Source organism: Pseudomonas sp. RA_35y_Pfl2_P32 (genome assembly GCF_963970735.1).
Taxonomy (GTDB): domain Bacteria; phylum Pseudomonadota; class Gammaproteobacteria; order Pseudomonadales; family Pseudomonadaceae; genus Aquipseudomonas.
Genome location: NZ_CAXAQF010000010.1, coordinates 15373 through 40862 on the forward strand (window position 1 = coordinate 15373; position 25490 = coordinate 40862).

At 61.4% G+C, this 25490-nt stretch carries 25 protein-coding genes; 12 read left to right on the top strand and 13 right to left on the bottom strand.

Translation table 11 applies throughout. The features are described 5' to 3' along the window. The first annotated feature begins 232 nt into the window (after positions 1-232). From AACY45_RS11710 to AACY45_RS11720, 3 genes are read left to right on the top strand one after another with little or no spacing between them, the layout of a single operon-like run. Positions 233-1723 (top strand): leucyl aminopeptidase, encoded by a 1491-nt coding sequence (locus AACY45_RS11710; protein ID WP_339545609.1) that lies wholly within the window; start codon positions 233-235, stop codon positions 1721-1723. A gap of 59 nt (positions 1724-1782) precedes the next feature. Beyond that, positions 1783-2211, top strand: coding sequence for a DNA polymerase III subunit chi (locus AACY45_RS11715; protein ID WP_339545610.1), 429 nt, complete (start codon positions 1783-1785; stop codon positions 2209-2211). 7 nt (positions 2212-2218) lie between these two features. After that, a complete protein-coding gene (locus AACY45_RS11720; protein WP_339545611.1) occupies positions 2219-2659 on the top strand; it encodes a DNA polymerase III subunit chi in 441 nt (146 codons plus the stop codon). A gap of 136 nt (positions 2660-2795) precedes the next feature. Here AACY45_RS11720 and AACY45_RS11725 read toward each other — a convergent pair whose 3' ends face one another. Next, the gene (locus tag AACY45_RS11725; protein ID WP_339545612.1) at positions 2796-3236 is read right to left on the bottom strand and encodes a DUF3757 domain-containing protein; all 441 of its coding nucleotides are present in this window, start codon (positions 3234-3236) and stop codon (positions 2796-2798) included. A 356-nt stretch (positions 3237-3592) separates the two neighbouring features. Here AACY45_RS11725 and AACY45_RS11730 point away from each other — a divergent pair, with 356 nt between their 5' ends. Together AACY45_RS11730 and rlmF are read left to right on the top strand one after the other, a co-directional pair. Beyond that, positions 3593-6439, top strand: coding sequence for a valine--tRNA ligase (locus AACY45_RS11730; RefSeq protein WP_339545613.1), 2847 nt, complete (start codon positions 3593-3595; stop codon positions 6437-6439). Positions 6440-6702: 263 nt separating this feature from the next. Further along, on the top strand, positions 6703-7725 hold the full coding sequence (gene rlmF / locus AACY45_RS11735; protein ID WP_339545614.1) for a 23S rRNA (adenine(1618)-N(6))-methyltransferase RlmF: 1023 nt from the start codon (positions 6703-6705) through the stop codon (positions 7723-7725). A 78-nt stretch (positions 7726-7803) separates the two neighbouring features. Here the strand turns inward: rlmF and AACY45_RS11740 are convergent, their stop codons facing one another. After that, a complete protein-coding gene (locus tag AACY45_RS11740) occupies positions 7804-8085 on the bottom strand; it encodes an HU family DNA-binding protein (protein ID WP_007905514.1) in 282 nt (93 codons plus the stop codon). Positions 8086-8481: 396 nt separating this feature from the next. On the opposite strand from AACY45_RS11740, the gene yejK reads away from it, so the two are divergent. Then, entirely contained in the window at positions 8482-9486 is a 1005-nt protein-coding gene (yejK, locus tag AACY45_RS11745; RefSeq protein ID WP_339545616.1) for a nucleoid-associated protein YejK, read from the top strand. Further along, positions 9486-9836: a glutaredoxin family protein gene (locus AACY45_RS11750; protein WP_339545617.1), complete on the top strand. Its 351-nt coding sequence runs from the start codon at positions 9486-9488 to the stop codon at positions 9834-9836. The genes yejK and AACY45_RS11750 overlap by 1 nt, the downstream gene beginning before the upstream one ends. 49 nt (positions 9837-9885) lie before the next feature. On the opposite strand, the gene AACY45_RS11755 is transcribed toward AACY45_RS11750, so the two are convergent. The 9 genes from AACY45_RS11755 to AACY45_RS11795 all read right to left on the bottom strand — a co-directional run bounded on the left by AACY45_RS11755 (position 9886) and on the right by AACY45_RS11795 (position 18293). Continuing rightward, positions 9886-10818 carry a glutathione S-transferase family protein gene (locus AACY45_RS11755; RefSeq protein ID WP_339545618.1) on the bottom strand — a complete coding sequence of 311 codons (933 nt, stop codon included), beginning with the start codon at positions 10816-10818 and terminating at the stop codon, positions 9886-9888. A gap of 83 nt (positions 10819-10901) precedes the next feature. Then, positions 10902-11168, bottom strand: a complete 267-nt coding sequence (locus AACY45_RS11760; RefSeq protein WP_339545774.1) for a GIY-YIG nuclease family protein — start codon at positions 11166-11168, stop codon at positions 10902-10904. A 76-nt stretch (positions 11169-11244) separates the two neighbouring features. Further along, positions 11245-11715: a nuclear transport factor 2 family protein gene (locus AACY45_RS11765; protein ID WP_339545619.1), complete on the bottom strand. Its 471-nt coding sequence runs from the start codon at positions 11713-11715 to the stop codon at positions 11245-11247. 111 nt (positions 11716-11826) lie between these two features. After that, positions 11827-13143 carry a CynX/NimT family MFS transporter gene (locus AACY45_RS11770; protein ID WP_339545620.1) on the bottom strand — a complete coding sequence of 439 codons (1317 nt, stop codon included), beginning with the start codon at positions 13141-13143 and terminating at the stop codon, positions 11827-11829. Continuing rightward, the gene (locus tag AACY45_RS11775; RefSeq protein WP_339545621.1) at positions 13133-13792 is read right to left on the bottom strand and encodes a FadR/GntR family transcriptional regulator; all 660 of its coding nucleotides are present in this window, start codon (positions 13790-13792) and stop codon (positions 13133-13135) included. The genes AACY45_RS11770 and AACY45_RS11775 overlap by 11 nt, the downstream gene beginning before the upstream one ends. A 339-nt stretch (positions 13793-14131) precedes the next feature. After that, the gene (locus AACY45_RS11780) at positions 14132-14896 is read right to left on the bottom strand and encodes an amino acid ABC transporter ATP-binding protein (protein ID WP_339545622.1); all 765 of its coding nucleotides are present in this window, start codon (positions 14894-14896) and stop codon (positions 14132-14134) included. A 10-nt stretch (positions 14897-14906) separates the two neighbouring features. Beyond that, positions 14907-16004 (bottom strand): amino acid ABC transporter permease, encoded by a 1098-nt coding sequence (locus tag AACY45_RS11785; protein ID WP_339545623.1) that lies wholly within the window; start codon positions 16002-16004, stop codon positions 14907-14909. Between the two features lie 10 nt (positions 16005-16014). Then, positions 16015-17196, bottom strand: coding sequence for an amino acid ABC transporter permease (locus AACY45_RS11790; protein ID WP_339545624.1), 1182 nt, complete (start codon positions 17194-17196; stop codon positions 16015-16017). Between the two features lie 65 nt (positions 17197-17261). Continuing rightward, positions 17262-18293 (bottom strand): amino acid ABC transporter substrate-binding protein, encoded by a 1032-nt coding sequence (locus AACY45_RS11795; RefSeq protein ID WP_339545625.1) that lies wholly within the window; start codon positions 18291-18293, stop codon positions 17262-17264. Between the two features lie 468 nt (positions 18294-18761). Here AACY45_RS11795 and AACY45_RS11800 point away from each other — a divergent pair, with 468 nt between their 5' ends. From AACY45_RS11800 to AACY45_RS11820, 5 genes are all read left to right on the top strand, one after another. Further along, on the top strand, positions 18762-19418 hold the full coding sequence (locus tag AACY45_RS11800) for an alpha/beta hydrolase (protein ID WP_339545626.1): 657 nt from the start codon (positions 18762-18764) through the stop codon (positions 19416-19418). 97 nt (positions 19419-19515) lie between these two features. Continuing rightward, entirely contained in the window at positions 19516-20982 is a 1467-nt protein-coding gene (rhlB, locus tag AACY45_RS11805; protein WP_339545627.1) for an ATP-dependent RNA helicase RhlB, read from the top strand. Between the two features lie 128 nt (positions 20983-21110). Then, positions 21111-22061, top strand: a complete 951-nt coding sequence (locus AACY45_RS11810) for an ornithine cyclodeaminase family protein (protein ID WP_339545628.1) — start codon at positions 21111-21113, stop codon at positions 22059-22061. Positions 22062-22127: 66 nt separating this feature from the next. Next, the gene (locus tag AACY45_RS11815) at positions 22128-23255 is read left to right on the top strand and encodes an NAD(P)/FAD-dependent oxidoreductase (protein ID WP_339545629.1); all 1128 of its coding nucleotides are present in this window, start codon (positions 22128-22130) and stop codon (positions 23253-23255) included. Positions 23256-23342: 87 nt separating this feature from the next. After that, entirely contained in the window at positions 23343-23969 is a 627-nt protein-coding gene (locus AACY45_RS11820) for a helix-turn-helix transcriptional regulator (RefSeq protein ID WP_339545630.1), read from the top strand. Between the two features lie 70 nt (positions 23970-24039). Here the strand turns inward: AACY45_RS11820 and AACY45_RS11825 are convergent, their stop codons facing one another. Further along, complete coding sequence (locus AACY45_RS11825) at positions 24040-24816, bottom strand: ABC transporter substrate-binding protein (RefSeq protein WP_339545631.1); 777 nt, start codon at positions 24814-24816, stop codon at positions 24040-24042. A 221-nt stretch (positions 24817-25037) separates the two neighbouring features. Further along, positions 25038-25490: a molybdopterin synthase catalytic subunit MoaE gene (gene moaE, locus AACY45_RS11830; RefSeq protein ID WP_339545632.1), complete on the bottom strand. Its 453-nt coding sequence runs from the start codon at positions 25488-25490 to the stop codon at positions 25038-25040.

The window sequence follows — 25490 nt, forward strand, 5'->3', positions numbered from 1 at the left end:
CCGCAAAAGATGCGGCATTATCCTGTGATTGACCGCGCCTGTCACTGCGCACGCTCACGCCGGCATGCAATGCATTAAAGATCACTTGCGCAAGGGTTGTCAGGCGCAGTCAGCGAGGTTCAAACTGCGGCCTTTGTCGCGGGCCTTACCCGCACCTTTCTATATAGAAGGCAAACGTGTGCGCACAGGCTGCGGCACGCTGCACTTTGACCATTTATTCAGGGACCCGGACATGGAACTGGTTGTAAAAAGCGTTAGCCCAGAAACCTTGAAAACCGCCACGCTGGTCATCGCAGTCGGCGAAGGTCGGACACTCGGCAACGTCGCCAAGCAGGTCGATGAGCTCAGCGGCGGTGCCATCAGCGCCATCCTCAAGCGTGGCGACCTGGCCGGCAAGGTTGGCCAGAGCCTGTTGCTGCACAGCCTGCCGAACCTCAAGGCCGAACGCGTGCTGCTGGTGGGCGTGGGCAAGGACGCAGAACTGGGCGACCGTCCGTTCCGCAAAATCGTCGCCGGCATCCTCAGCACCCTCAAGGGCCTGGGTGGCAGCGATGCCGCACTGGCGCTGGACGAAGTGGTGGTCAAGGGTCGTGACAGCTACGGCAAGACCCGCCTGTTGGCCGAGACCCTGGTGGACGGCGAATACAGCTTCGACCAGTTCAAGAGCCAGAAGGCCGAACCGCGTGCCCTGAAGAAAATCACCCTGTTGACCATCAAGGCCGCCCAGGCCGAAGTACAACGCGCCGTGACCCACGCCAGCGCAATTGCCACTGGCATGGCCTTCACCCGCGACCTGGGCAACCTGCCGCCGAACATCTGCCACCCGACCTTCCTCGGTGAGCAAGCCAAAAACCTGGGCAAAACCTTCAAGAGCCTGAAGGTCGAAGTCCTGGATGAGAAGAAGATCAAGGAACTGGGCATGGGCTCGTTCTACGCCGTCGGCCAGGGCAGCGCCCAGCCGCCGCGCCTGATCGTCATGCAGTACAACGGCGGCAAGAAATCCGAGAAGCCGTACGCCCTGGTGGGCAAGGGCATCACCTTCGACACCGGCGGTATCAGCCTCAAGCCGGGCGCCGGCATGGATGAAATGAAGTACGACATGGGCGGTGCGGCCAGTGTGTTCGGCACGCTGCGCGCGGTGCTCGAACTGAAGCTGCCGATCAACCTGGTGTGCATCCTGGCCTGCGCCGAAAACATGCCAAGCGGCAACGCTGCGCGCCCGGGCGACATCGTCACCACCATGAGCGGCCAGACCGTGGAGATCCTCAACACCGACGCCGAAGGCCGCCTGGTGCTGTGTGACGCCCTGACCTACGCCGAACGCTTCAAGCCACAGGCAGTGATCGACATCGCCACCCTGACCGGCGCCTGCATCGTCGCCCTGGGCTCCCACACCTCCGGCCTGCTGGGCAACAACGACGAACTGATCGAGCAATTGCTGAGCGCTGGCAAGGCTGCCGACGACCGCGCCTGGCAACTGCCGCTGTTCGATGAGTACCAGGAACAACTGGACAGCCCGTTCGCCGACATCGCCAACATCGGCGGACCGAAAGCCGGCACCATCACGGCGGCGTGCTTCCTGTCGCGTTTCACCAAAAACCTCAACTGGGCGCACCTGGACATCGCAGGCACCGCCTGGACCAGCGGCGGCAAGGACAAGGGCGCCACTGGCCGCCCGGTACCGTTGCTGACCCAATACCTGCTGGATCGCGCCAAGGCCTGAAACCGATGACCTGAAGCGGCGTCACCCAACGTGGCGCCGCTCCAGGCTCAGGAACCGCAATGACCAAAGTCGATTTCTACATCCTGCCCAGCGCCGATCCTCAGGCGCGCCTGGATTTCGCCTGCAAGCTCAGCGAAAAGGCCTGGCGCATGGGGCACCGCATCTACCTGCATTGCAGCGATGCCGCCCAACGCGACGACCTCGATGCTCGACTGTGGGCGTTCAAAGGCGAAAGTTTCGTGCCCCACGGCCTTGCCGAGAGCGAACCGGATGGCTTGATTGTGCTGGGCCTGGGCGATGATCCGGGCGAGCACCAGGACCTGCTGGTCAACCTCGACCTCAAGGTCCCGCCGTTTGTCCAACGGTTTGCCCGGGTGGCGGAAGTGGTGGTCGAAGATCCCGCTATTCGTCAGGCCGCGCGGGAGAGTTTCCGCTTCTACCGCGAACAGGGCTATCCTTTGCAAGATCACCGTCTACAGCGACTCTGAGTACAAGATGGACACGCCAAAACCACTGCAAAAGGCCGCACACCTGCTGGACGACCTCGAGTCGATCCGCCAGTTGCTCGGCGATGACAACCTGCAACCACCGCTGCTGACCGACACCGTCGAGACCGCAAGTGATGAAGGCCAGATTCCCTTGCTGTTCGACCAGGTCAGTGGCAAACCGCTGGCCGCAGCCGTCGAGCAACCTGCTCCAGCACCCGCACCCACCCCCTCACCCGCACCGATTGTGCAAGCAGCGCCCGCCCCTGTCGCCACGACGACCGCCCAGCAAGCTGCCGACGTCATGTTGCACCTGGACGGTGAGTTGCGCGCCGCTGCGCAATTGATCATGCAAGACGTGATCGATGATTTTGCCCCGCACATCGAGACTGAAATCAAGCGTCGCCTCGATGCGCGAATGGAACGGTTATTGAGTCAGTACGACAACTGATCCGGTGCTTTTGAGTTCTCCCCTTGAACGAGAGATTGGTCGCCAGTGAAGGTGGCGACCGCACACTTCAAACACCCCCTATAAAGAGCAGTACGTTGAGCAACTACTCTTTATCGGGACGGTCACACGATTTCAACTAACCTTTACTTGGACGAGACAGCTCCTTGAACGAGCAGGCACCCGCGGTCTTATCCTCGCAGTAGTACTGGCCATGCCATTGCTCCCAGGCTCCCCCCTCCTGAATACTGACAACGGTGCCTTCGCGCTTGAAGCGCATATCCAGCTTCCCGCCGTCGCGCAAGTTGTAGCCGCAACGCAGGAGTTCACCGACCACGACACCATCGACTGCGCCCCCGTGGGCCTTGAAGATTGCCTCCTCGAACCCCGCCACCGGGCCACGCCCAGTCTGAGAGGTGCCGTTCCATTCGTCCTGGCCACTGACAGTCGCGGCGATATAGCTGGCCGTGTTACCGACCTCCTTGATATCTGCAACTTTCGGGCAATACTCCACGGTGCTTGCCCAGGTATTGGCCGACATCAGCAGAGGAATCAACAACGCAACTTGTTTAATATTCATAAATGCTCCATGCCATTATTTAAAACACTATATTTCTCAGTAGGTACCGTGCAACATATTCAACTTGCACAAACCTGCGCGAATACTACGTACACACAGCACTTACTCAAACAGGCAAACTTGTAGGCAAATTCCTTATATACCAAGGAAACTATCGCACTGACTCTCCACCCACTGCCCCCTTCCCCATCAGCCCAAGGCAATTCCCCCACGAGCCTGGAGCACCTCGACCGTCCCTCCTGGAAAAAAGCTCGAGATTTCTCCCCCCTGCCATCAGCTCGCTCTACGCCCCAGGCGACATCCCCGCTATACTTGCCGGCTTTTCCTGAATAAATGCCAATAGGGTCCCGCCGCGCATGGATAAGACCTACCAGCCGCACGCCATTGAAACTTCCTGGTACAACACCTGGGAGTCCGAGAACTACTTCGCCCCGCAAGGCGCGGGCGATTCCTACACCATCATGATTCCGCCGCCGAACGTCACCGGCAGCCTGCACATGGGCCATGGCTTCAACAACGCGATCATGGACGCCCTGATCCGTTTCCGCCGCATGCAGGGTCGCAACACCCTGTGGCAGCCGGGCACCGACCACGCCGGTATCGCCACCCAGATGCTGGTGGAGCGTCAGCTCGAAGCCAAAGGCCAAAGCCGCCACGACCTGGGCCGTGAGAAATTCCTGGAAAAGGTCTGGGAATGGAAAGATGAGTCCGGTGGCAACATCAGCCGTCAGATCCGTCGGCTCGGCTCGTCGGTGGACTGGAGCCGCGAGCGCTTCACCATGGACGACGGCCTCTCGGAAGCGGTCAAGGAAGCGTTCGTGCGCCTGCACGAAGACGGCCTGATCTACCGCGGCAAGCGCCTGGTCAACTGGGACACCAAGCTGCACACGGCGATTTCCGACCTCGAAGTGGAAAACCACGACGAGAAAGGCTTCCTGTGGAACCTCAAGTACCCGCTGGCCGACGGCGCCAAGACCGCTGAAGGCAACGATTTCCTGATCGTCGCGACCACTCGCCCGGAAACCATGCTCGGCGACTCCGCCGTGGCCGTTAACCCGAACGATGAACGCTACAAGGCCCTGATCGGCCAATTCGTCGAGCTGCCGCTGGTTGGCCGCCGTATCCCGATCATCGCTGACGATTACTGTGATCCTGAGTTCGGCACCGGCTGTGTGAAAATCACCCCGGCCCACGATTTCAACGACTACGAAGTCGGCAAGCGCCACAACCTGCCGCTGCTCAACATCTTCGACAAGAACGCCGCAGTGCTGCCTGCCTGCCAGGTGTTCAACCTCGACGGTACGCTCAACGAAAGCATCGACGGCAAGATCCCGGCCGAATACGCCGGCCTCGACCGTTTCGAAGCGCGCAAGCAGATCGTCGCTGCATTCGACGCCGCCGGCCTGCTGGTCAGCGTTGATGATCACGGCCTGAAAGTGCCGAAAGGCGACCGCTCCGGCACCATCATCGAACCGTGGCTGACCGACCAGTGGTACGTGTCCACCAAACCACTGGCCGAGCCTGCGATTGCCGCCGTGGAAGACGGTCGCATCCAGTTCGTCCCCAAACAGTACGAAAACATGTACTTCTCGTGGATGCGCGACATCCAGGACTGGTGCATCAGCCGTCAGCTGTGGTGGGGCCACCGGATTCCGGCCTGGTACGACGAGTCGGGCAAGGTCTACGTCGGTCGCGACGAAGCCGAAGTGCGCGCCAAGCACAACCTCGGTCCCGACGTTGCCCTGCAGCAGGACAACGACGTCCTCGACACCTGGTTCAGCTCGGGCCTGTGGACCTTCTCCACCCTCGGCTGGCCGCAACAGACCGAGTTCCTCAAGAAGTTCCACTCCACCGACGTACTGGTGACCGGCTTCGACATCATTTTCTTCTGGGTTGCCCGGATGATCATGCTCACCATGCACTTGGTGAAGAACGAAGACGGCACGCCACAGGTACCGTTCAAGACCGTGTACGTACACGGCCTGGTGCGCGACGGCCAGGGCCAGAAGATGTCCAAGTCCAAGGGCAACGTCCTTGACCCGCTGGATATCATCGACGGCATCGACCTGGAAACCCTGGTGCAAAAACGCACCAGCGGCCTGATGCAGCCGAAGCTGGCGAAAAAGATCGAGAAGCAGACCCGCGACGAGTTTGCCGACGGCATCGCCAGCTACGGCACCGACGCCCTGCGCTTCACCTTCTGCTCCCTGGCGTCCACCGGTCGCGACATCAAGTTCGACATGGGCCGCGTCGAAGGCTATCGCAACTTCTGCAACAAAATCTGGAACGCTGCGCGCTACGTCCTGGACAAGGGCGAAGACTGCGGCCAGAACGGCGAAGCCTACGAGCTGTCGCTGGCCGATCGCTGGATCATCTCCCAGTTGCAGCGCACCGAAGCCGAAGTGACCCGCCAACTCGACCAGTTCCGCTTCGACCTGGCCGCACAGGCCCTGTACGAGTTCATCTGGAACCAGTATTGCGACTGGTACCTGGAACTGTCCAAGCCCGTGCTGTGGGACGAAAACGGCCCGATCGAACGCCAGCGCGGCACCCGTCGCACCCTGGTGCGCGTGCTGGAAGTGGCGCTGCGCCTGGCGCACCCGTTCATGCCGTTCATCACCGAAGAAATCTGGCAGCGCATCGCGCCACTGGCCGGCATCGACGGCAAGACCATCATGCTGCAACCTTGGCCAGTGGCCAACGAAGCACGCATCGACCAGGCGGCCGAAGACGACATCGAATGGCTCAAGGGCCTGATGCTGGGCACACGCAACATTCGCGGCGAGATGAACATCGGCCCGGGCAAACCCCTGCCGATCTTCCTGAAGAACGTCAGCGCCGAAGACCAGCGTCGCCTGAGCGAAAACGAAGTCCTGCTGAAAAAGCTGGCCAAGCTGGAGTCCATCACCGTATTGGCGGCCGGCGAAGAAGCGCCACTGTCGGCCACCGCGCTGGTCGGCGAGATGGAAGTGCTGGTGCCGATGGCCGGCCTGATCGACAAGGGTGCGGAACTCGCCCGTCTGGACAAGGAAATCCAGCGCCTGCAAGGTGAAGTGCAACGTGTCGGCGGCAAGCTGTCCAACGCTGGCTTCGTTGACAAGGCCCCGGCCGAAGTCATCGAGAAAGAACGCGCCAAACTGGCCGAAGCCGAACAGGCTCTGGGCAAGCTGGCCGAGCAACACGCGCGGATTGCCAGCCTGTAACGGCAAACCGCAATAAAACAGGGAGGCCCGTGTGGTCTCCCTTTTTTATGCCCGCCACTTGCCCACAAACACCACAACACCCTGTGGGAGCGGGCTTGCCCGCGATGAGGCCCTCATATTCAACATTGATGTGACTGACAGATCGCCATCGCGGGCAAGCCCGCTCCCACAGGGATTCGTGCTGATCTTCACAATTGCATTCACAGCGCCTGGATGTGGGACAATGCCCGCCTCTTTCAGCCACACCCGAATCGACAACGCCCATGACCACCCCCCGCACACCAAGACCTGCGCGCAAAAAGCCTGCTGCCGCGACCCCGGCCAAAGCCGTGGAGCCCCGCGAGAAGGCCAGCCTGCACCCGCGCAACCGCCACCAGGGCCGTTACGACTTCCCGGCACTGATCAAGACCACGCCGGAACTGGCGAAGTTCGTGATCATCAACCCCTATGGCAAAGAGAGCATCGACTTCGCAAGCCCGGATGCGGTGCGGGTGTTCAACCGGGCGTTGCTCAAGGCGTTCTACGGCATCGCCCATTGGGACATCCCTGCCGACTACCTGTGCCCACCGGTTCCGGGGCGTGCCGACTACGTGCACTTTCTCGCCGACCTGCTGGCCAGCGTCAACGACGGTGAGATCCCTCGCGGCGCACCGGTCAAGGTGCTCGACATCGGCATGGGCGCCAACTGCGTCTATCCCTTGATTGGCTACAGTGATTACCGCTGGCATTTCCTCGGTTCGGAAATCGACCCGACCGCCGTGGCTGCCGCCAAAGCCATTGTGCAATCCAACGGCCTCAACAAAGCCATCCAACTGCGCCAGCAAACCAATCCCAAGCACATCCTGCTGGGCTTGCTGGAACCGGGCGAACGGTTTGACCTGACCATGTGCAACCCGCCGTTCCATGCCTCGATGGACGAGGCGACCAAGGGCAGCGAGCGTAAATGGCGTGCCCTGGGCCGTGCCGATCCGAAACGCAAACTGCCGGTGCTGAACTTTGGCGGGCAGTCCGCCGAGTTGTGGTGTGAAGGCGGTGAAGCGCGGTTCGTGACGCAACTGATCGCCGAAAGCGCACACTTTCAACACAAGGTGCTGTGGTTCAGTACCCTGGTCTCGAAAGCGTCAAACCTGCCCGCCATCCAGACCGCACTGAAAAAGGCCGGCGTGCTGGAGAGCCAGGTCGTGGAAATGTCCCAGGGGCAAAAGCAAAGCCGCTTTGTCGCCTGGACCTTCCAGACCAAATCCGAGCAGCACGTCTGGCGCGAGCGCTGGGTTCGCAAAAGCTGAGCCTTGCCGGCCACATTGCTGCAGGCACAAAAAAGCCGCGCCCGGATCGCTCCGAGGCGCGGCTCTTTTTTATGCGTCTTACTTGTTAACAGCGTCGGTCAGGCCTTTAGCCACAACCAGCTTGATAACTTTTTTGGCAGCGATTTCGATGGCAGCGCCAGTCGAAGGGTTGCGGCCGGTACGGGCAGGACGCTCGGTCACTTTCAGCTTACCGATACCTGGCAGGGTGATTTCACCGCCGTTTTCCAGTTGATCAGCAACGATTTGGCCCAGTTGGTCCAGAGCGTTACGCGCGGTGGTTTTAGGCGCGTCGATAGCTTCAGCGATATCGGCGATCAGTTGGTCTTTAGTAAGAGCCATGTAGTGTTCCTTCCCTATCAAATTCATATGGATTGCAGAGTGCAGTGTCAGCCATCGAGCCCGATCTTCTGGATCTGGCACCCTCGGCTACAACACCGACGGGTCGGGGTTATAGATACCGAAATCAGGGTTTGGTTCGACCTGACAAATGCTGAATGCACGCTTAACGCAGTGACTTCGCGTAAGACCGGGCAAAACTAGCACAGAGACGGGGAAATATCCGCCTCTACCTACCCATTTGGTCAGCTTTATTGCTCTAAATCCGCAAAAAAGCGCATAAGCCCGGGATGTCCTGTCTCCCAGCCCCTTCGAGCACCGCCAAAACCAGCAGGTGCGGTACACTGGGCACTTTTTCGGGGGAGCACGCCCTCCTCCATTCATACAGCCGAGAAGCCCATGCCGATCCGTCATTGCATCGTCCACCTGATCGACAAAAAACCCGACGGCACACCCGCAGTGCTACACGCCCGCGACTCGGAACTGGCCGAATCCGCCGCCATCGAGAATATGCTTGCCGACCTCAACGAGAGCTACAACGCCAAGCAAGGCAAGGCTTGGGGTTTGTTCCACGCCGAGTCCGGCGCACATCCGTTCAGCGGCTGGCTGAAGGAGTACCTCGACGGTGGCCAGGATTTCACCGCCTTCAGCCGCATTGCCGTGGAGCACCTGCAAAAGCTGATGGAGGAGTCCAACCTGTCGACCGGCGGCCACGTCCTGTTCGCCCACTACCAGCAAGGCATGACCGACTACCTGGCCATCGCCCTGCTGCACCACAGTGAAGGCGTGGCCGTGACCGACCAGCTCGACGTGACCCCGTCCCGGCACCTGGACCTGGGCCAGTTGCACCTGGCCGCACGGATCAACCTCTCCGAGTGGCAGAACAACAAGCAGTCCAAGCAGTACATTTCGTTCATCAAAGGCAAGAACGGGAAAAAGGTTTCGGAGTACTTCCGCGACTTCATCGGCTGCCAGGAAGGCGTCGACGGGCCAGGCGAAACCCGCACCCTGCTCAAGGCCTTCAGCGACTTCGTCGAAAGTGAAGACCTGCCGGAAGACTCCGCCCGCGAGAAGACCAAGACCTTGGTCGACTACGCCAGCAGCCAGGCCAAGCTGGGTGAGCCCATGGGCCTGGAGGAGCTGTCCGAACTGATCGACGAAGAACGTCCAAAAGCCTTCTACGATCACATCCGCAACAAGGACTACGGCCTGTCACCGGAGATCCCGGCGGACAAACGCACCCTCAACCAGTTCCGCCGTTTCACCGGCCGCGCCGAAGGCCTGTCCATCAGCTTCGAAGCGCACCTGCTGGGCTCCAAGATCGAGTACGACGAAGAAGCCGGCACCCTGGTCATCAAGGGCCTGCCGACCTCCCTCACCGACCAGCTCAAGCGTCGCAACTGATGCTCGCAGGCGCACTGAAGAAGGTCCTGCTGATTGTGCTGGTGCTGGTGGTCTATCAGAACTGGGGCAAGATCGAGCGGTGGTTCAACCCCTCGCAGGTAGTCGCCGAACAGGTCCGGGCCAACGCCCGGGTGGTGCTCTACGCCACCGACTGGTGCGGCTACTGCAAGCTGACCCGGCGCTTCCTTGACCAGAAGGGCGTACCGTTCAAGGAATACGACATCGAGAAAGATGCCGAGGCGCGCAAGGCCTATGAGGCCCTGGGCGGGCGCGGCATTCCGGTACTGGACGTGAACGGCACGCTGATTCGCGGGTATGAGCCCGAAGCAATTCTGGCGGCGTTGAAATAAACCCGCTCAGAAAATCGCCACCTGCACCGCAGGCGGCGAACCGTTGCCGTTAGCAAGCCTCGATGCGGAAACCCAACCGCGGGAAGTGCACATGCACCACCCCACCACGCGGGTCTTCGCGACGCAGGATCAACTCTTCGCTGCCGGCAAACAACAACTCGCCGGCCACCGGATCAACCCCATAGTCGGTTGCCGCGATCACCACCTGCTGGCCTGCGGTAAAACCATTCGGTTCGTTGAACGGTTCATCCGGCAGGGCCGCCGGGGTTGAATCCCGCGCCACCTGCAGGGCTTCTTCTGCACTCATATCACTGAACGCACCATGACCGAAACCCAGGACCCGGGTCAGCCAGGCCGAGACTGTCGGGTAGGCATCGACCAAGGGCGAAGTCACGGGCGTGGCCTTCAAGAACCACAGCGGATGGGCCAGGGCGAAGTCGGCAATCGAGGGTTCGCCGAACAGGTAGTCGCCATCACGCTGCAGTTGCTGCTCCAGGCGCGCCATGATCGTCGGCCATTGATGACGGGCCTGGTCCGCCGACAGCCGGGTGGCGCTACCACCGCTGAACAGCCCGGCACGGTCGGCGACAAAGGCCTTCACCGCCTCCGGTGACAACTTGCCGAAGCGTACCGCGATCGATTCCGGCTGGAACACCAGGCTGACCGCATGCTGGAACACCACCGAGTCGGCCCAGGCAGCGACCGTGGCGCTGACCATTTCCTGACCTTCTGGGAAGAACGCCGGCAGGGCCTTCTGCTGCTCCAGTCGGCGGGCGATCAGCGCAGTATCGCAATAGATATCGGCACCGATCTGCAGCACCGGCGTGCGGCGGTAGCCACCGGTCAAGGCCGTGAGGTCAGGCTTGGGCATCACCGGCGAGATGTTCACCGAGCGCCAGGACAACCCCTTGAAGCCCAGCAACAGCCGCGCCTTTTCTGCAAAAGGAGAAGTTGGGTAATGGTGAAGAATCAACTCTGACATACACAATCCGCCGCTGATGTGAGAAGCCAGCAGCTTAACTCGCAATCGAATAGCAGCCTACCCATCTGCCTGATGGGAACTCATCAGTCAGGGTGATAAGCCGCCACCAGGCATTCCTTGGCGCTCTTGCGCAGCTTCTTGATCAGGCGTTCCTGGCGCAACGCTTCACGCTTGTCGCGGCAGGCCTCGGTATAGACCAACGCCATCGCCGGGCTTGAGAGAAAAAACCGTGCGCCCTTGCCGCTCTGGTGTTTGGCGAAGCGCTTGAGCGGATCGTCGCTGATGCCGCAATACAACGCGCCATTGGCCGCGCGCACGAGGTAGACGAACCAGGGTTTGCTCACGGGCATCGCGGGGTCGACAGGGGATTGGTCGGGGCTGTTCACGGGACGTTCAGGACTTGAAGGAAAACAGCTGCCGATCTTATCAGCGACTGGCCTGGAATGCCCTCAAGCCTTTGAGTGCCTGCTTGCGCACCGCATTGCCCACCAGCGGCGTCCAGCCCAGGAGCAGACCTTTGACACCCAATGCCTGGCGCGACCAGCGCCACAGATCAAAGGAGTCGTGGTGCTCGCAGATCTTGCCGTCACGCAGGACGAAGCGCGCCTGGATGTCGTTGACCACGGTGTTGCCGGTCTGGCTGAACAGGTAGCGAGCAACCCAGTGCGCGCTGCCACTGCGCTCGTCGGCCTGCACGCTGTCGAAGGTCAGGGAAAAGTCCTTGGCCCGGGTGGTGAGCATTCGCCACATGTCACCGGCATCACGCCCGCGCAGCTCGCCAAAGGCCGGGTCACTGAACAGCACATCCTCGCTGTAGCAGGCGCTCATGGCCTCGGCATCCAGGCGCTGGAAGGCTTGATAGAACTCGGTGATCACGGCGCGATTGACGTCACTCATGGGCAGGCTCCCTGCATTGGAAAATGGCTTCGAAAGGTACCTGCACGATAGTCCGCAAACCTTGGGAACACTACTGGCATTCGCCGGGCAAATACCGCCAGTGCGACGCCGTCACACCCGTTCGCTTTCGACCTGCACGTACCGTGCACGCCCAGCCCCCAGCCCGGCGATGATCGCACCCAGGCCAATCACCCCGAAAATCCAGCCCAGCGCGGTCCACCCTCCGGTCCAGTCGTGCACCAGACCGACCGCAAACGGCCCCATGGACGCCAGGGTGTAGCCGAACCCCTGGGCCATGCTCGACAGATTGGCCGCCACATGGGCATCGCGCGAGCGCAGCACAATCAGGGTCAGCGCCAGGGCGAAGGTTGCGCCCTGCCCCAGGCCCAGCAGGATCGCCCAGCCCCACAAGCCTTCGATCGGCGCATACAGGCAACCGAACAGCCCGCCCAGGGTCATCAGCATCACCACCACGATCGCCAGGCGCTGGTCCTTGCCCCGCGTGGCCAGCCAGGGAGCGGCCAGGGAACTGGCCAACTGCACAATCACCGAACCCGACAGCACCAGCCCGGCCTGGGTCGGCGTCAGGCCACGGCCGATCAGAATCGACGGCAACCAGCCAAAGACGATGTAGGCCAGCGACGACTGCAGGCCCATGTACAGGGTCACTTGCCAGGCCAGCGGGTCACGCAGCAGCCCGCGCACCCGATACGCGACGTTGTGGGCGCCGTGTCTTGGCCCCACCTGCGGCAGCCAGAACAGCGCCGCCAGCAGTGCCGGAATCCCCCAGAACCCCAGGCCCACGGCCCAATCCTGGTCAAAGTGCTCGCTCAAGGGCACCGAGGCTCCGGCGGCCATGGCGGCGCCCAGGCACAGGGCCATGGTGTAGACGCCGGTCATGGTGCCGGCGTGCTTGGCAAAATCGCGCTTGACGATGCCCGGCAGCAACACGCCGATCACCCCAATGCTGGCGCCGGCCAGGATGCTCCCGGCAAACAGGCCGACCTCACCAAACGAACTGCGCAGGATGATCCCGCCCGCCAGGGTCAGGAGAATCCCCAACACCACGCGCTCCGCACCAAAACGCCGTGCCAGGATCGGCGCCAAGGGCGCAAACAGGCCCAGGCACAACACCGGCAAAGTGGTCAGCAACCCGGCCTGGGCCGCCGACAAGCCAAGACTCTTCGACACCTCGCTGAGCAGCGGCGCCATGCTCGACAGCGCTGGACGCAGGTTCAGCGCCACCAGAATCAGCCCCAGCAGCAACAACCAGGGTCGGCGCAACAGCGGTTGGCTCTGCTGGACTTGCTCGTCATCGGCCTCGGCATCGATCAGCAATTCTTCAAGCTCTGCCGAGCGCTTGGGGGAGACGGTATCGCGGGTATTGGCCGGTTGGCTGGACATGGAATTCTCGGTTTCAAGGCTCATTGATCAACTGCCGGGAAAGGGCCTTGGCCCGCTCCGGATCGCGCTGCTCGACGGCGTCGAGTAAATCGACATGCAAATCGAACACGGCTTGACGCCTGGGGAGGATGTTCAACGTTTCACGCAACTGCGCGCTGACGATGCTGGAGAAGTAGCGGTACAGCTCACTGAGGGTGGGGTTATGCGCGGCATCCACCAGGCGGCGGTGAAACACCATGTCGCAGGCGATGTGGCTATCAAGGTCGCCGTGATAGTGGGTACCACTGATTGTCAGCGCTTCACGCAGGGCCACCAGGTCCTCGTCGGTCCGACGCAACGCCGCCAGGCCAATGGCCTCCACCTCGAGAATATGCCGGGTCTCCCGGGCCTGCTCATGGGAGCAACGGGACAAGGCTTTCATCGTATCCAACGGATCGATCACCGCCCGCAAATAACTGCCGTCACCCTGGCGAATCTCAATCAACCCGGAAAACGCCAGCACCCGCATGGCCTCACGCACGGTATTGCGACTGATCCCCAACTCAGCCGCCAACTCAGGCTCGGTGGGCAGGCGCTGGCCAACCGTCCAACTGCCGTTGTTGATGCGTAGGCGCAATTGCTCCAGGGCCTGATCGACCAGGGAACGCTTAATCAGTGGAGAAGTGTCTGTCATCAAATTCGCCCTTTCATCCAATCATAGGATGAATTTTTTTGACATGTTAGTCAGCTTGACTCGGTAGAGCAATGAGGAAGTTAGGGTTGATGGCGAGGCGAGGACTGCGGGCTCGGCAGCTGCGGGGGGTTTACCCCAGACCTATGGTGTGGCGGATATCGCCATCGCGAGCAGGCTCGCGCCCACAATGACATCCCACTGAAACAATCCAGCCAGAAAAAGCAGGCCGGCCCGTAGGCCGCCTCACCCGCCATTACCACAGCAACGGATATGCCCCACAAAAAACCAGACCAAAAAAACCCGGAACACGTCCGGGTTTATCTCATCACTCAACTCCCATCAATGCAGAATCTGACTCAAGAACAACTTGGTCCGCTCATTCTGCGGATTGTCGAAGAAGTCATTCGGCGCCGCCTGCTCAACAATCTCCCCCTTGTCCATGAAGATCACCCGATTCGCCACCGTCCGCGCAAAGCCCATCTCATGGGTCACACAGAGCATGGTCATACCATCTTCGGCCAGGCCTATCATGGTATCGAGCACCTCCTTGACCATCTCCGGATCGAGCGCCGAGGTCGGCTCATCGAACAGCATGATCTTCGGCTTCATGCACAGCGCCCGGGCAATCGCCACCCGCTGCTGCTGACCACCGGACAGTTGCCCCGGAAACTTGTGCGCCTGCTCCGGAATGCGCACGCGCTCCAGGTAATGCATGGCAATTTCCTCGGCCTTGCGCTTGGGCATCTTGCGCACCCACATCGGTGCCAGGGTGCAGTTCTGCAAAATGGTCAGGTGCGGGAACAGATTGAAGTGCTGGAACACCATGCCGACTTCACGGCGCACCGTTTCGATCTGCTTGAGGTCATTGGTCAGCTCCACACCATCGACCACGATCCGCCCCTGCTGGTGCTCTTCCAGGCGGTTGAGGCAACGAATGGTGGTCGACTTGCCGGACCCCGAAGGCCCGCACAAGACAATCCGCTCGCCCTGCTTGACGTTGAGGTTGATGTCTTTCAACACATGGAACTGGCCGTACCACTTGTTCACGCCCTGCATCTGAATAATGCCTTCAGGGCTCATCGGCTGTTTGCTTGCTTCGCTCATTACAGAACTCCTAACGCTTGTGGCCAGTGTCGAGCTTGCGTTCCAGGTGCATGGAATAGCGCGACATACCAAAACAGAAAATCCAGAAGACCAGGGCCGCGAACACGTAGCCCTCGGTGGCCATGCCCAACCATTTCGGGTCGGCGGCGGCTTGCTTGACGCTGTTGAGCAAGTCGAACAGGCCAATGATGATCACCAGGCTCGTGTCCTTGAACAGGGCAATGAAGGTGTTGACGATGCCGGGGATCACCAGCTTCAAGGCTTGCGGCAGGATCACCAGCCCCATGCTGCGCCAGTACCCCAGGCCCATCGCGGCAGCCGCTTCGTACTGCCCCTTGGGAATGGCTTGCAGGCCGCCACGCACCACTTCGGCGACGTAGGCCGACTGGAACAGGATCACCCCGATCAGCGCCCGCAGCAGCTTGTCGAAGTTCATGCCTTCAGGCAGGAACAACGGCAGCATCACCGAGGACATGAACAGCACTGTGATCAATGGCACGCCGCGCCAGAACTCGATGAAGGTCACGCAGACCACCCGAATCGCCGGCATGTTCGAGCGCCGCCCCAGGGCCAGGATGATGCCCAGCGGCAGCGCGCCGGCGATCCCGACGGTGGCGATCACCAGGGTCAGCATCAAGCCGCCCCATTGGCTGGTCGCCACCTGGGTCAAGCCGAAAACGCCGCCATGCAACAGGCACCAGGCAATGATCGGGTACAGCACCAGGAAGCTCAGCCCATACACCGCTTTACGCGGGAAGCGCGAGATGAACAGCGGTGCAACACCGATCACCGCCAGCCACACGGTCAGGTCCACGCGCCAGCGCAGTTCCGCCGGGTAGTAGCCATACATGAACTGGCCGAAGCGCTGCTGGATGAACACCCAGCAGGCGCCTTCCTTGGTGCAGTCGGCCTGGGTGGTGCCGACCCAGTTGGCGTCGATGATCGCCCACTGCAGGATCGGCGGCACCACCAGGTAGATCAGGTAGAACGCGAACAGCGTCAGCAGGGTGTTGAGCCAACTGGAGAACATGTTGGCGCGCATCCACGCCACCACGCCGATGCTGCTGCTCGGCGGTGGCATATCCGGTTTGAAGGTATGAGTGCTCATGCGCTTTTCCTTACCGCTCGATCAGCGCAATGCGCTTGTTGTACCAGTTCATCAGCAAGGAAATGCTGATGCTGATCGCCAGGTACACGCTCATGGTGATGGCAATCACCTCGATTGCCTGCCCGGTCTGGTTCAGCACCGTGCCGGCAAACAGCGAGACCATTTCCGGGTAACCGATACCGGCCGCCAGCGAGGAGTTCTTCGCCAGGTTGAGGTATTGGCTGGTCAACGGCGGAATGATCACCCGCAGCGCCTGGGGAATGATCACCTTGCGCAGGGTCGGGCCGTTGCGCAAACCGAGGGAGTGCGCCGCTTCGGTCTGGCCATGGCTGACCGACTTGATGCCCGAACGCACGATCTCGGCGATGAACGCCGCGGTATAGACGGTCAAGGCCAGGGTCAGCGCCAGCAGTTCCGGGATCAGCACCCAGCCACCGACGAAGTTGAAGCCTTGCAGTTTGGGCTGCTCCCAGTGCAGCGGCGTGCCGAAGATCAACGCACAGAGCGCCGGGATCGCCAGAAACAGCGCCAGCCCCACCCAGAATTTATGAAACGGCACACCGGTCGCTTCGAAGCGCCTGGTGGCCCAGCGGCTCATCAGCACGATGGCGACAATGGCCACGCCGATGCTGGCCACAAACGGCCAGAAGCCGTCCGCCGTCAACGCGGCCGGCATATTCAGGCCACGGCTGCTGACGAAGAAGGTGTCGCCGAAGCTATGGCTGTTACGCGGCCCAGGCAGGGTCAGGAACACCGCGAAATACCAGAACAGGATCTGCAGCAGCGGCGGAATGTTGCGAAAGACTTCCACGTACACGGTCGCCAGCTTGGCGATGATCCAGTTCTTCGACAGCCGCGAAACGCCAACGATGAACCCCAGGATCGTTGCCAGGATCACGCCAATGAAGGTCACCAGCAAGGTGTTGAGCAGGCCGATGACAAACACCCGGGCATAGCTGTCCGATTCGGTGTAGTCGATCAGGGTTTGAGCGATACCGAAGCCGGCACTGCGCTCAAGAAAGTCGAAGCCGGAAGTAATACCCCGGTGTTGCAGGTTGGTCTGTGTATTGTCGAACAGGTACCAACCCATCGAGACCACCGCCACAATGGTGATGATCTGAAATAGCCACGCACGCACTTTGGGATCGCTGAGGCTGAGCCTCTGCTTTGGTGCGCCGATAGAATTTTGCATGGAGTGCCCCAGAAATAATGGTACAGAACATCACCCGGTGGTTGGCCCACCGGGTGATAGAACCATCAGCGCACGGGTGGTGCGTATTGAATGCCGCCGTTGTTCCACAGGGCGTTCAGCCCGCGGTCGATTTCCAGCGGAGTGCCCTTGCCGAGGTTTTTCTCGAACACTTCGCCGTAGTTGCCGACCTGCTTGACGATCTGGACGACCCAGTCTTTCGGCAGCTTCAGATCCTTGCCGTATTCACCGTCAGCCCCGAGCATACGAGCGACATCCGGGTTCTTGGTGGACTTGGCTTCGGCTTCGACGTTTTTCGAAGTGATACCGGCTTCTTCAGCGTTGAGCATGGCGTAGCCAGTCCAGCGGATCACGGCCAGCCATTCGTCGTCACCATTACGCACGACAGGGCCCAGTGGCTCCTTGGAGATGGTTTCCGGCAGAACCACGTAGTCCTTCGGCGCAGCCAGCTTGCTGCGCTGGGCAAACAGTTGGGATTTGTCGGAAGTCAGAACATCGCAACGCCCGGACTCCAGCGACTTGGCGCTTTCGTCGGAGGTGTCGAAGGTGATCGGGGTGTATTTCAGGCCGTTGCCGCGGAAGTAGTCGGAAACGTTCAGCTCGGTCGTGGTACCGGCTTGAATGCAGATAGTGGCGCCATCCAGTTCCTTGGCACTCTTGACACCCAGCTTGTTGTTTACCAGGAAGCCGATGCCGTCGTAGTAAGTGATGAAGCCAGGAAACTTCAGGCCCATGCCCGCATCACGGGAGCTGGTCATGGTGGTGTTGCGCGACAGGATGTCAATTTCGCCGGACTGCAGCGCGGTGAAACGCTCCTTGGCGTTCAACTGACTGAATTTCACTTTGGTTGCGTCGCCGAATACTGCGGCGGCCACAGCGCGACAGAAGTCGGCATCAATGCCAAGGATCTTGCCGGTGGAATCCGGTACCGAGAAACCCGGCAGACCGTCACTGACGCCGCACTGTACGAAACCTTTCTTCTGCACTGCATCCAGGGTTGCGCCCGCCTGAGCGAACCCGCTGACACCGAGTACTGCGGCTGCAGTCACCACTGCCAGGGTGGATTTCAACATCTTCATTCAAACCTCCAGTTTTGCTCTTGTTGTGTCGGAGCTTGAGTCCTGCCGCACCCTTATGAGGCGCTGTTGACCCGTGTTGGCTTGTTTTAGGGTCAAGCGGCGTAAGACCTTAGCTATGAGTCTAGTAGGAGAAAATCCACATCATGGAAAACTCACTGCTCACCAATCGGCCGAACGGGCTGTAGCCCTTTCTTGTCTGCCAAGCCCGTAGCGGCCATTGGCGAACGTCCATCACCGGATTTTTTGCTCTCCCGCGGCAGGCGGTTGCCTGATAGTGTTACCGCCAGGCGCAGGATCGCGTGCACAGGTTTTCCCATAGCAAGGCCCGTACCACACCGGGCGCTAAAGCGATTCAGCCGCAGGTCAAGAGCAAAACTTTCAACCTTGCGACAACTTCTTAACTGATCGACCCGTCGTGCACTTTGAGCTCGCACTCAAAGCGGGCGAACGCACAATATTGGAGCAGCCATGACCGAGCCCTTGATTCTTCACCCCGCCAAACCGGAAGACGCCTGTGTCATCTGGCTCCACGGCCTGGGCGCCGACCGCTACGACTTCCTGCCGGTAGCCGAAGCCCTGCAGGAAACCCTGCAGACCACGCGCTTCGTCCTGCCCCAGGCGCCGACCCGCGCGGTGACCATCAACGGTGGTTACGAGATGCCCAGTTGGTACGACATTCTGGCCATGAACCCGGCCCGGTCGATCGACCGCGAGCAACTGGAAGCGTCGGCGCAACGCATCATCGATTTGATCGAAGAGCAGCGCGCGGGCGGAATAGACCCTTCGCGGATTTTTCTCGCGGGGTTTTCCCAGGGGGGCGCGGTGGTCCTGCACAGCACCTTCCTCAAGTGGCAGGGGCCGCTGGGTGGCGTACTTGCCCTCTCCACCTATGCCCCGACCTTCAGTGAAGAACTCGAGCTGTCCGCCAGCCAGCAACGGATTCCGGTGCTATGCCTGCATGGCCAGTACGATGAGGTGGTGCCAAACGCCATGGGCCGCACCGCCTACGAGTACCTGAAGACCCGCGGTGTCACCGTGACATGGCAGGAATACCCAATGGGTCACGAAGTGTTACCCAAAGAAATTCGTGATATTGGCGTCTGGCTCGCCGAGCGTTTGCGCTAATCCGCCAACATCTGTGTAGCAGTGTGACCAACGCACTACGCCGCGCCCGATTCTTGCATTACACTGGCCGGCGTACATTCCTTAACCAATTGATGAGATGACCGTGCTCAAAGCACTCAAGAAAATGTTCGGTAAAAGCGAGGCTGAGCAGCTCGCGCCCAGTTCCAGCGCACCCTCCCCAACCACCAGCCACCGCACCGACGGTCATCAGCCTGGTCGGACCGCAGCTGTCGTGGCACCGCAAAACGAGCCGGTGAACACACCGGCCACCGACGTTGCCCCGCCAAAAGCGCGCAGCGAGACCCCGAAGCCGCGTCGCGAACGCGCGCCAAAACCGCCGGTCGTGGCCTGGAAACTCGAAGACTTCGTCGTCGAACCCCAGGAAGGCAAGACCCGCTTCCACGACTTCAAGCTGGCCCCGGAGCTGATGCACGCCATCCAGGACCTGGGCTTCCCGTACTGCACGCCGATCCAGGCACAGGTATTGGGCTTCACCCTGGCCGGCAAAGACGCCATCGGCCGCGCCCAGACCGGCACCGGCAAGACCGCCGCGTTCCTGGTCTCGATCATCACCCAGTTGCTGCAAACCCCACCGCCGAAAGAGCGCTACATGGGTGAGCCACGGGCACTGATCATCGCGCCGACCCGTGAACTGGTGGTGCAGATCGCCAAGGACGCGGCCGACCTGACCAAGTACACCGGCCTCAACGTCATGACCTTTGTCGGCGGCATGGACTTCGACAAGCAGCTCAAGCACCTCGAGGCCCGTCACTGCGACATCCTGGTCGCCACCCCGGGCCGCCTGCTGGACTTCAACCAGCGCGGCGACGTGCACCTGGACATGGTCGAAGTGATGGTGCTGGACGAAGCTGACCGGATGCTCGACATGGGTTTCATCCCACAAGTGCGTCAGATCATTCGCCAGACCCCACCGAAAAGCGAACGCCAGACCCTGCTGTTCTCCGCCACCTTCACCGAAGACGTGATGAACCTGGCCAAGCAATGGACCACCGACCCGTCCATCGTCGAGATCGAGGCCTTGAACGTCGCCAGCGAAAACGTCGAACAGCACATCTACGCCGTTGCCGGTGCCGATAAGTACAAGCTGCTCTACAACCTGGTGACCGACAACGGCTGGGAGCGGGTGATGGTCTTCGCCAACCGCAAGGACGAAGTGCGGCGCATCGAAGAACGCCTGGTCCGCGATGGCGTCAACGCCGCCCAACTGTCGGGCGATGTGCCGCAACACAAGCGCATCAAGACCCTGGAAGGTTTCCGCGAGGGCAAGATCCGCGTCCTGGTGGCCACCGATGTCGCCGGCCGTGGGATTCACATCGACGGCATCAGCCACGTGATCAACTTCACCCTGCCGGAAGTACCGGACGATTACGTGCACCGCATCGGTCGTACCGGTCGTGCAGGCGCAGAAGGCGTCTCCATCAGCTTTGCCGGTGAAGACGACTCCTACCAGCTACCGTCCATCGAGGCGCTGCTGGGTCGCAAGATCAGTTGCGAAACCCCGCCGACCCATCTGCTGCGCCCGGTAGAGCGCAAGCGCCCGTAAGCTCGGGTCGCTCCCCCCAAGCGCAGCCGGCCACGGACTGCGCTTTTTTTACGCCGGGATATTGCCAATCGGAACAATAAGTCCACAATGGACAAATTAGTTCAATTTCCATTCCTCGGAGCCTGCGCATGCCCCCTTCCCCTGTTGTGATCGCCCAAGCCCAGGCTCGCGAACTGCTGGCGCAAGTCGACGTGCCGCAGATCCTGCGCAAACTGTTCCGCGACCTGGCGGCCGGCCAGGCCGTGCAGCCGGCCCAGCAACGGGTGGAATTCCCCCAAGGCGCCGGGGACTTCATCAACTACCTCGGGGTGCTGGCCGAAGACGGCGTCTACGGGGTGAAAACCTCGCCCTACATCGTGCGCCCGCAAGGTGGCCCGTTGGTGACCGCCTGGACACTGCTGATGTCGATGCACACCGGCCAGCCACTGCTGTTGTGCGATGCCGGCGAACTGACCACTGCGCGCACGGCCGCCACCACAGCCGTGGCGGTGGACGCCCTGGCCCGGCCGGATGCCAGGCGCCTGGTGATCATCGGCAGCGGCCCGGTGGCGCAAGCGCACCTGCACTACGCCCGGCAACTGCGCGAGTGGCACAGCATCAGCCTCTACTCGCCAAGCCTGGCCAAGCGCGACCCCGAGGCACTGGCGCAGTGGATGGCCATGGACTCGCGCCTGCAGATCAAGGGCAGCCTGGAAGCGGCGCTCGAGGAGGCCGACGTGATCATGCTCTGCACCTCCTCTGCCGGCCCGGTGATCGATCCCCTCCGCTTGCGCAAGCCCGCCTTGATCACCTCCATCAGCACCAACGCGGTGCGCGCCCACGAAGTCCCGCCGCACAGCCTCGGCCAGATGCAGGTGTATTGCGACTACCGCCGGACCACCCCCGACGCTGCCGGGGAAATGCTGATCGCCCAAGAGCAACACGACTGGAACCCGGCGGCGATCGTCGGTGACCTGGCGCAACTGCTCAGTGGGCAGACACCCCGCCCGACGTACGAGCGCCACGTGTTCTTCCGCTCCATCGGCCTGGGCCTGGAAGACATCGCGCTGGCCAATGCCATCTACCAACGGCTCAACTGACCCACACCGTCCCCTTCCCCAATTCCAGTAGGACCGGGGGTGTTTGCGCCTTTTCAGGATACGTTCATGACCCAGGCAGACTTCATCATCATCGGCGGCGGTATCGCCGGGGCTTCCACCGGTTTCTGGCTGTCGCCCCACGGCCGGGTCATCGTGCTCGAACGCGAATCCCACCCGGCCTACCATTCCACCGGGCGCTCGGCCGCGCTGTACACCGCCGCGTATGGCACCCCGCAAGTGCGCGCGTTGACCCAGGCCAGCCGGGCGTTCTTCGATGCCCCGCCAGCAGGCTTCTGCGAGCACCCGCTGCTCACCCCCCGGGGCGAGATGACCGTGGACTTCACCGGCGACCCGGACGAGTTGCGCAATCAATACCTGAGCGCCAAGGCCACCGTGCCGCAGATGCAATTGCTCAGCGCCGACGAGGCCCTGGCGCGCCTGCCGATCCTGCGCCGGGAGAAGGTCTTTGGCGCGATCTACGACCCGACCGCCACCGACATCGACACCGATGCCCTGCACCAGGGTTACCTGCGGGGCATCCGCCGCAACCAGGGGCAGGTACACATCGACTGCGAAGTGCTGGGGCTGAGCCATGATCCCCAGGGACAGTGGCACGTGCAGACCGCCGGCCAGACATTCAGCGCACCGATCATCATCAATGCCGCCGGGGCCTGGGCCGACCACCTCGGTGCAATGGCCGGTGCCCGACCGCTGGGGCTAATTCCCAAGCGGCGCGCGGCGTTTATCTTCGAAGGTCCCAAGGGCCTGGATTGCCACGCCTGGCCAATGCTGGTCAGCCTCGACGAATCCTTCTACATGAAACCCGATGCCGGGATGTTCCTCGGCTCGCCGGCCAACGCCGATCCGGTAGAGCCTCACGACGTGCAGCCGGAAGAACTGGATATCGCCATGGGCATCTATCAGATCGAAGAGGCCACCACCCTGACCATCCGCCGTCCGACCCGCACCTGGGCCGGCCTGCGCAGCTTTGTCAGCGATGGCGACCTGGTCAGCGGCTTCGACCCGCGGGTGCCCGGGCTGTTCTGGGTCGCCGCCCAGGGCGGCTATGGCATCCAGACGTCGCCCGCCATGGGCCAGGCCAGCGCCGCGCTGGTGCGCGGTGAAGACCTGCCGCCGGCGCTGCAACACTTTGGCCTCAGCGCCAGCATGCTCTCCCCTTCACGCCTGGGCTGAGCTGGCGCCGGGGTGACGTTCGATCCCGATTGCGGCAAACTTCCAGCGCCCCGGCTCACGGGGCGCCGATTGCCTGGAGCAACACCGATGACCCCACCTCTACCAAACCCTGCACTGGATAACTTCCGGGCGATCGCCGACGCCATTGCCACGCTGTTTTTCCCCCACGCCGAGGTGGTGCTGCACGACCTGCGCACGCAGAAAATCGATTACATCGCCAACAACCTGTCCAAGCGCGAAATCGGCGGCGATGCGGCGCTCGAAGACATGCTCAGCGACGACATCAGCGAGCGCAACATCGGCCCCTACGAGAAGCTCAATTGGGATGGCCAGAAAATCCGCAGCCTGAGCAGCGTCCTGCGCGACAGCAACGGCCATCCCATGGCCGTGCTGTGCATCAACCTGAACATTTCGCTGTTCGAGAACGCCAAGGCGGCGCTGGACCTGTTCCTGTCACCGAGCAAGCTGATCCCGCAACCCGACGCGCTGTTTCGCGATGACTGGCAGGAGCGCATCAACACCTTCCTGCACAACTGGCTGCGGGAACGGCAACTGGGCTTGAGCGTGCTGACGCGCGAGCACAAGCGCGAACTGGTGCTGGCCCTGCATGCCGAAGGCGCCTTCAAGGGCAAAAGCGCCTCCAACTATGTGGCCAATGTGCTGAACATGGGACGGGCGACGGTGTACAAGCACCTGAAGGAATTGAAGGGCTGAGCCTGGATTATTCGCGGGCAGCTTCGCCCCTACCGCTGTAGGAGCAAGGCTTGCCCGCGGTCACGGTTGATCAGTCGCCGTAGATGTCCGACTTGAAGTACTTCTGGGAAATCTGCTGGTACTCGCCATTGGCGCGAATGCCATCGATGGCCTTGTTCAACTCGGCGACCAACTCGGTGTTGCCCTTGCGCACCGCAATCCCGGCACCCTCACCGACGTACTTGGGATCCTTGAGTTCTGGCCCGACGAACGCATACCCCTTGCCGCGGGGCATCGACAGGAAGTCGCTCAACGGAATGGTGTCGGCGAAAATACCGTCCAGGCGCCCGGCGGCCAGGTCCATGTAGATTTCTTCGTTGTTGCTGTAGCGCTTGACCAGCACCCCCTTGGGTTCCAGCACTTCAGTGGCAAAACGATCCGTGGTGGTAGCGCGCTGTACCCCCAGGGTCTTGCCCTTGAGGCTGGCGTACTGGTCATCCACCACGGCGCCTTCCTTCATCACAAACCGTGACGAGGTGAAGTAGTACTTGTGGCTGAAATCCACCGACTTCTTGCGGTCTTCGTTGATGGTCATGGACGACAGGGCCGCATCGATTTTCTTCACCTTGAGCGAAGGAATCAGCCCATCGAATTCACCCTCGACCCACTCGCACTTGACCTTCATCTGCGCGCACAGCGCATTGCCAATCTCGTAGTCAAAACCGGTGATGGTGCCTTCGGAGGTTTTCGAGGCGAACGGCGGGTACGCCGCTTCAATGCCCAGGCGCAGGGTTTTCTCAGCGGCGAACAACGGGCTGCATGCCAACAGGCTGAAGGCCAGACCACTGATGAGGGGAAGCTTCTTCATGGTGATTTTCTCGCGAGTTGTTGTTGGTTTGGCAAGAGGAAGAGAAGCAATTGCAGGCTCGAGGCTGGAAGCTTCAAGCGGTTTTTTATACTTATAATTCCATACTGGACTTTTATGTATTTGCCGTCAATCAGGCGCACGGAGGTAATTCGGCCATTGGTCGAGTGTCTGATCTCAGGAGTGGAAGGGGCATTGGAGGGCCCCATCGCGGGCATCAGGCGCTACGGCTTCCAGCGATCCGCCGCCGCATGATCGCTGTCACGTCCATCCACCCAGCGCGGACCGTCGCGGGTCAGTTCTTTTTTCCAGAACGGCGCGCGAGTCTTGAGGTAGTCCATGACAAAGGCACAGGCGTCGAACGCCGCCTGGCGGTGGGCGCTGGCGGCGCCGACAAACACGATCGGCTCACCCGGCTGCAACGCACCGATGCGGTGCAGTACTTCCAGTTTCAGCAACGGCCAGCGCTGCTCGGCTTCCACGGCAATCTTGGCCAGGGCCTTCTGCGTCATGCCCGGGTAGTGTTCCAGGAACATCCCGGCCACCTCCAGGCCGTCGTTGAAGTCGCGCACGTAGCCGACAAAACTCACCACCGCGCCCACGCCGACATTGGCGGCCTGCATCGCATTGACTTCAGCACCCGGATCGAAGGGCGACGCCTGCACGCGAATCGCCAT

What these genes read in the sequence shown, in the direction of transcription:
- AACY45_RS11710 (WP_339545609.1), top strand. Translation starts at nt 233, where the DNA reads ATGGAACTGGTTGTAAAAAGCGTTAGCCCAGAAACCTTGAAAACCGCC.
- AACY45_RS11715 (WP_339545610.1), top strand. Translation starts at nt 1,783, where the DNA reads ATGACCAAAGTCGATTTCTACATCCTGCCCAGCGCCGATCCTCAGGCG.
- AACY45_RS11720 (WP_339545611.1), top strand. Translation starts at nt 2,219, where the DNA reads ATGGACACGCCAAAACCACTGCAAAAGGCCGCACACCTGCTGGACGAC.
- AACY45_RS11725 (WP_339545612.1), bottom strand. Translation starts at nt 3,236, where the DNA reads ATGAATATTAAACAAGTTGCGTTGTTGATTCCTCTGCTGATGTCGGCC.
- AACY45_RS11730 (WP_339545613.1), top strand. Translation starts at nt 3,593, where the DNA reads ATGGATAAGACCTACCAGCCGCACGCCATTGAAACTTCCTGGTACAAC.
- rlmF (WP_339545614.1), top strand. Translation starts at nt 6,703, where the DNA reads ATGACCACCCCCCGCACACCAAGACCTGCGCGCAAAAAGCCTGCTGCC.
- AACY45_RS11740 (WP_007905514.1), bottom strand. Translation starts at nt 8,085, where the DNA reads ATGGCTCTTACTAAAGACCAACTGATCGCCGATATCGCTGAAGCTATC.
- yejK (WP_339545616.1), top strand. Translation starts at nt 8,482, where the DNA reads ATGCCGATCCGTCATTGCATCGTCCACCTGATCGACAAAAAACCCGAC.
- AACY45_RS11750 (WP_339545617.1), top strand. Translation starts at nt 9,486, where the DNA reads ATGCTCGCAGGCGCACTGAAGAAGGTCCTGCTGATTGTGCTGGTGCTG.
- AACY45_RS11755 (WP_339545618.1), bottom strand. Translation starts at nt 10,818, where the DNA reads ATGTCAGAGTTGATTCTTCACCATTACCCAACTTCTCCTTTTGCAGAA.
- AACY45_RS11760 (WP_339545774.1), bottom strand. Translation starts at nt 11,168, where the DNA reads ATGCCCGTGAGCAAACCCTGGTTCGTCTACCTCGTGCGCGCGGCCAAT.
- AACY45_RS11765 (WP_339545619.1), bottom strand. Translation starts at nt 11,715, where the DNA reads ATGAGTGACGTCAATCGCGCCGTGATCACCGAGTTCTATCAAGCCTTC.
- AACY45_RS11770 (WP_339545620.1), bottom strand. Translation starts at nt 13,143, where the DNA reads ATGAGCCTTGAAACCGAGAATTCCATGTCCAGCCAACCGGCCAATACC.
- AACY45_RS11775 (WP_339545621.1), bottom strand. Translation starts at nt 13,792, where the DNA reads ATGACAGACACTTCTCCACTGATTAAGCGTTCCCTGGTCGATCAGGCC.
- AACY45_RS11780 (WP_339545622.1), bottom strand. Translation starts at nt 14,896, where the DNA reads ATGAGCGAAGCAAGCAAACAGCCGATGAGCCCTGAAGGCATTATTCAG.
- AACY45_RS11785 (WP_339545623.1), bottom strand. Translation starts at nt 16,004, where the DNA reads ATGAGCACTCATACCTTCAAACCGGATATGCCACCGCCGAGCAGCAGC.
- AACY45_RS11790 (WP_339545624.1), bottom strand. Translation starts at nt 17,196, where the DNA reads ATGCAAAATTCTATCGGCGCACCAAAGCAGAGGCTCAGCCTCAGCGAT.
- AACY45_RS11795 (WP_339545625.1), bottom strand. Translation starts at nt 18,293, where the DNA reads ATGAAGATGTTGAAATCCACCCTGGCAGTGGTGACTGCAGCCGCAGTA.
- AACY45_RS11800 (WP_339545626.1), top strand. Translation starts at nt 18,762, where the DNA reads ATGACCGAGCCCTTGATTCTTCACCCCGCCAAACCGGAAGACGCCTGT.
- rhlB (WP_339545627.1), top strand. Translation starts at nt 19,516, where the DNA reads ATGACCGTGCTCAAAGCACTCAAGAAAATGTTCGGTAAAAGCGAGGCT.
- AACY45_RS11810 (WP_339545628.1), top strand. Translation starts at nt 21,111, where the DNA reads ATGCCCCCTTCCCCTGTTGTGATCGCCCAAGCCCAGGCTCGCGAACTG.
- AACY45_RS11815 (WP_339545629.1), top strand. Translation starts at nt 22,128, where the DNA reads ATGACCCAGGCAGACTTCATCATCATCGGCGGCGGTATCGCCGGGGCT.
- AACY45_RS11820 (WP_339545630.1), top strand. Translation starts at nt 23,343, where the DNA reads ATGACCCCACCTCTACCAAACCCTGCACTGGATAACTTCCGGGCGATC.
- AACY45_RS11825 (WP_339545631.1), bottom strand. Translation starts at nt 24,816, where the DNA reads ATGAAGAAGCTTCCCCTCATCAGTGGTCTGGCCTTCAGCCTGTTGGCA.
- moaE (WP_339545632.1), bottom strand. Translation starts at nt 25,490, where the DNA reads ATGGCGATTCGCGTGCAGGCGTCGCCCTTCGATCCGGGTGCTGAAGTC.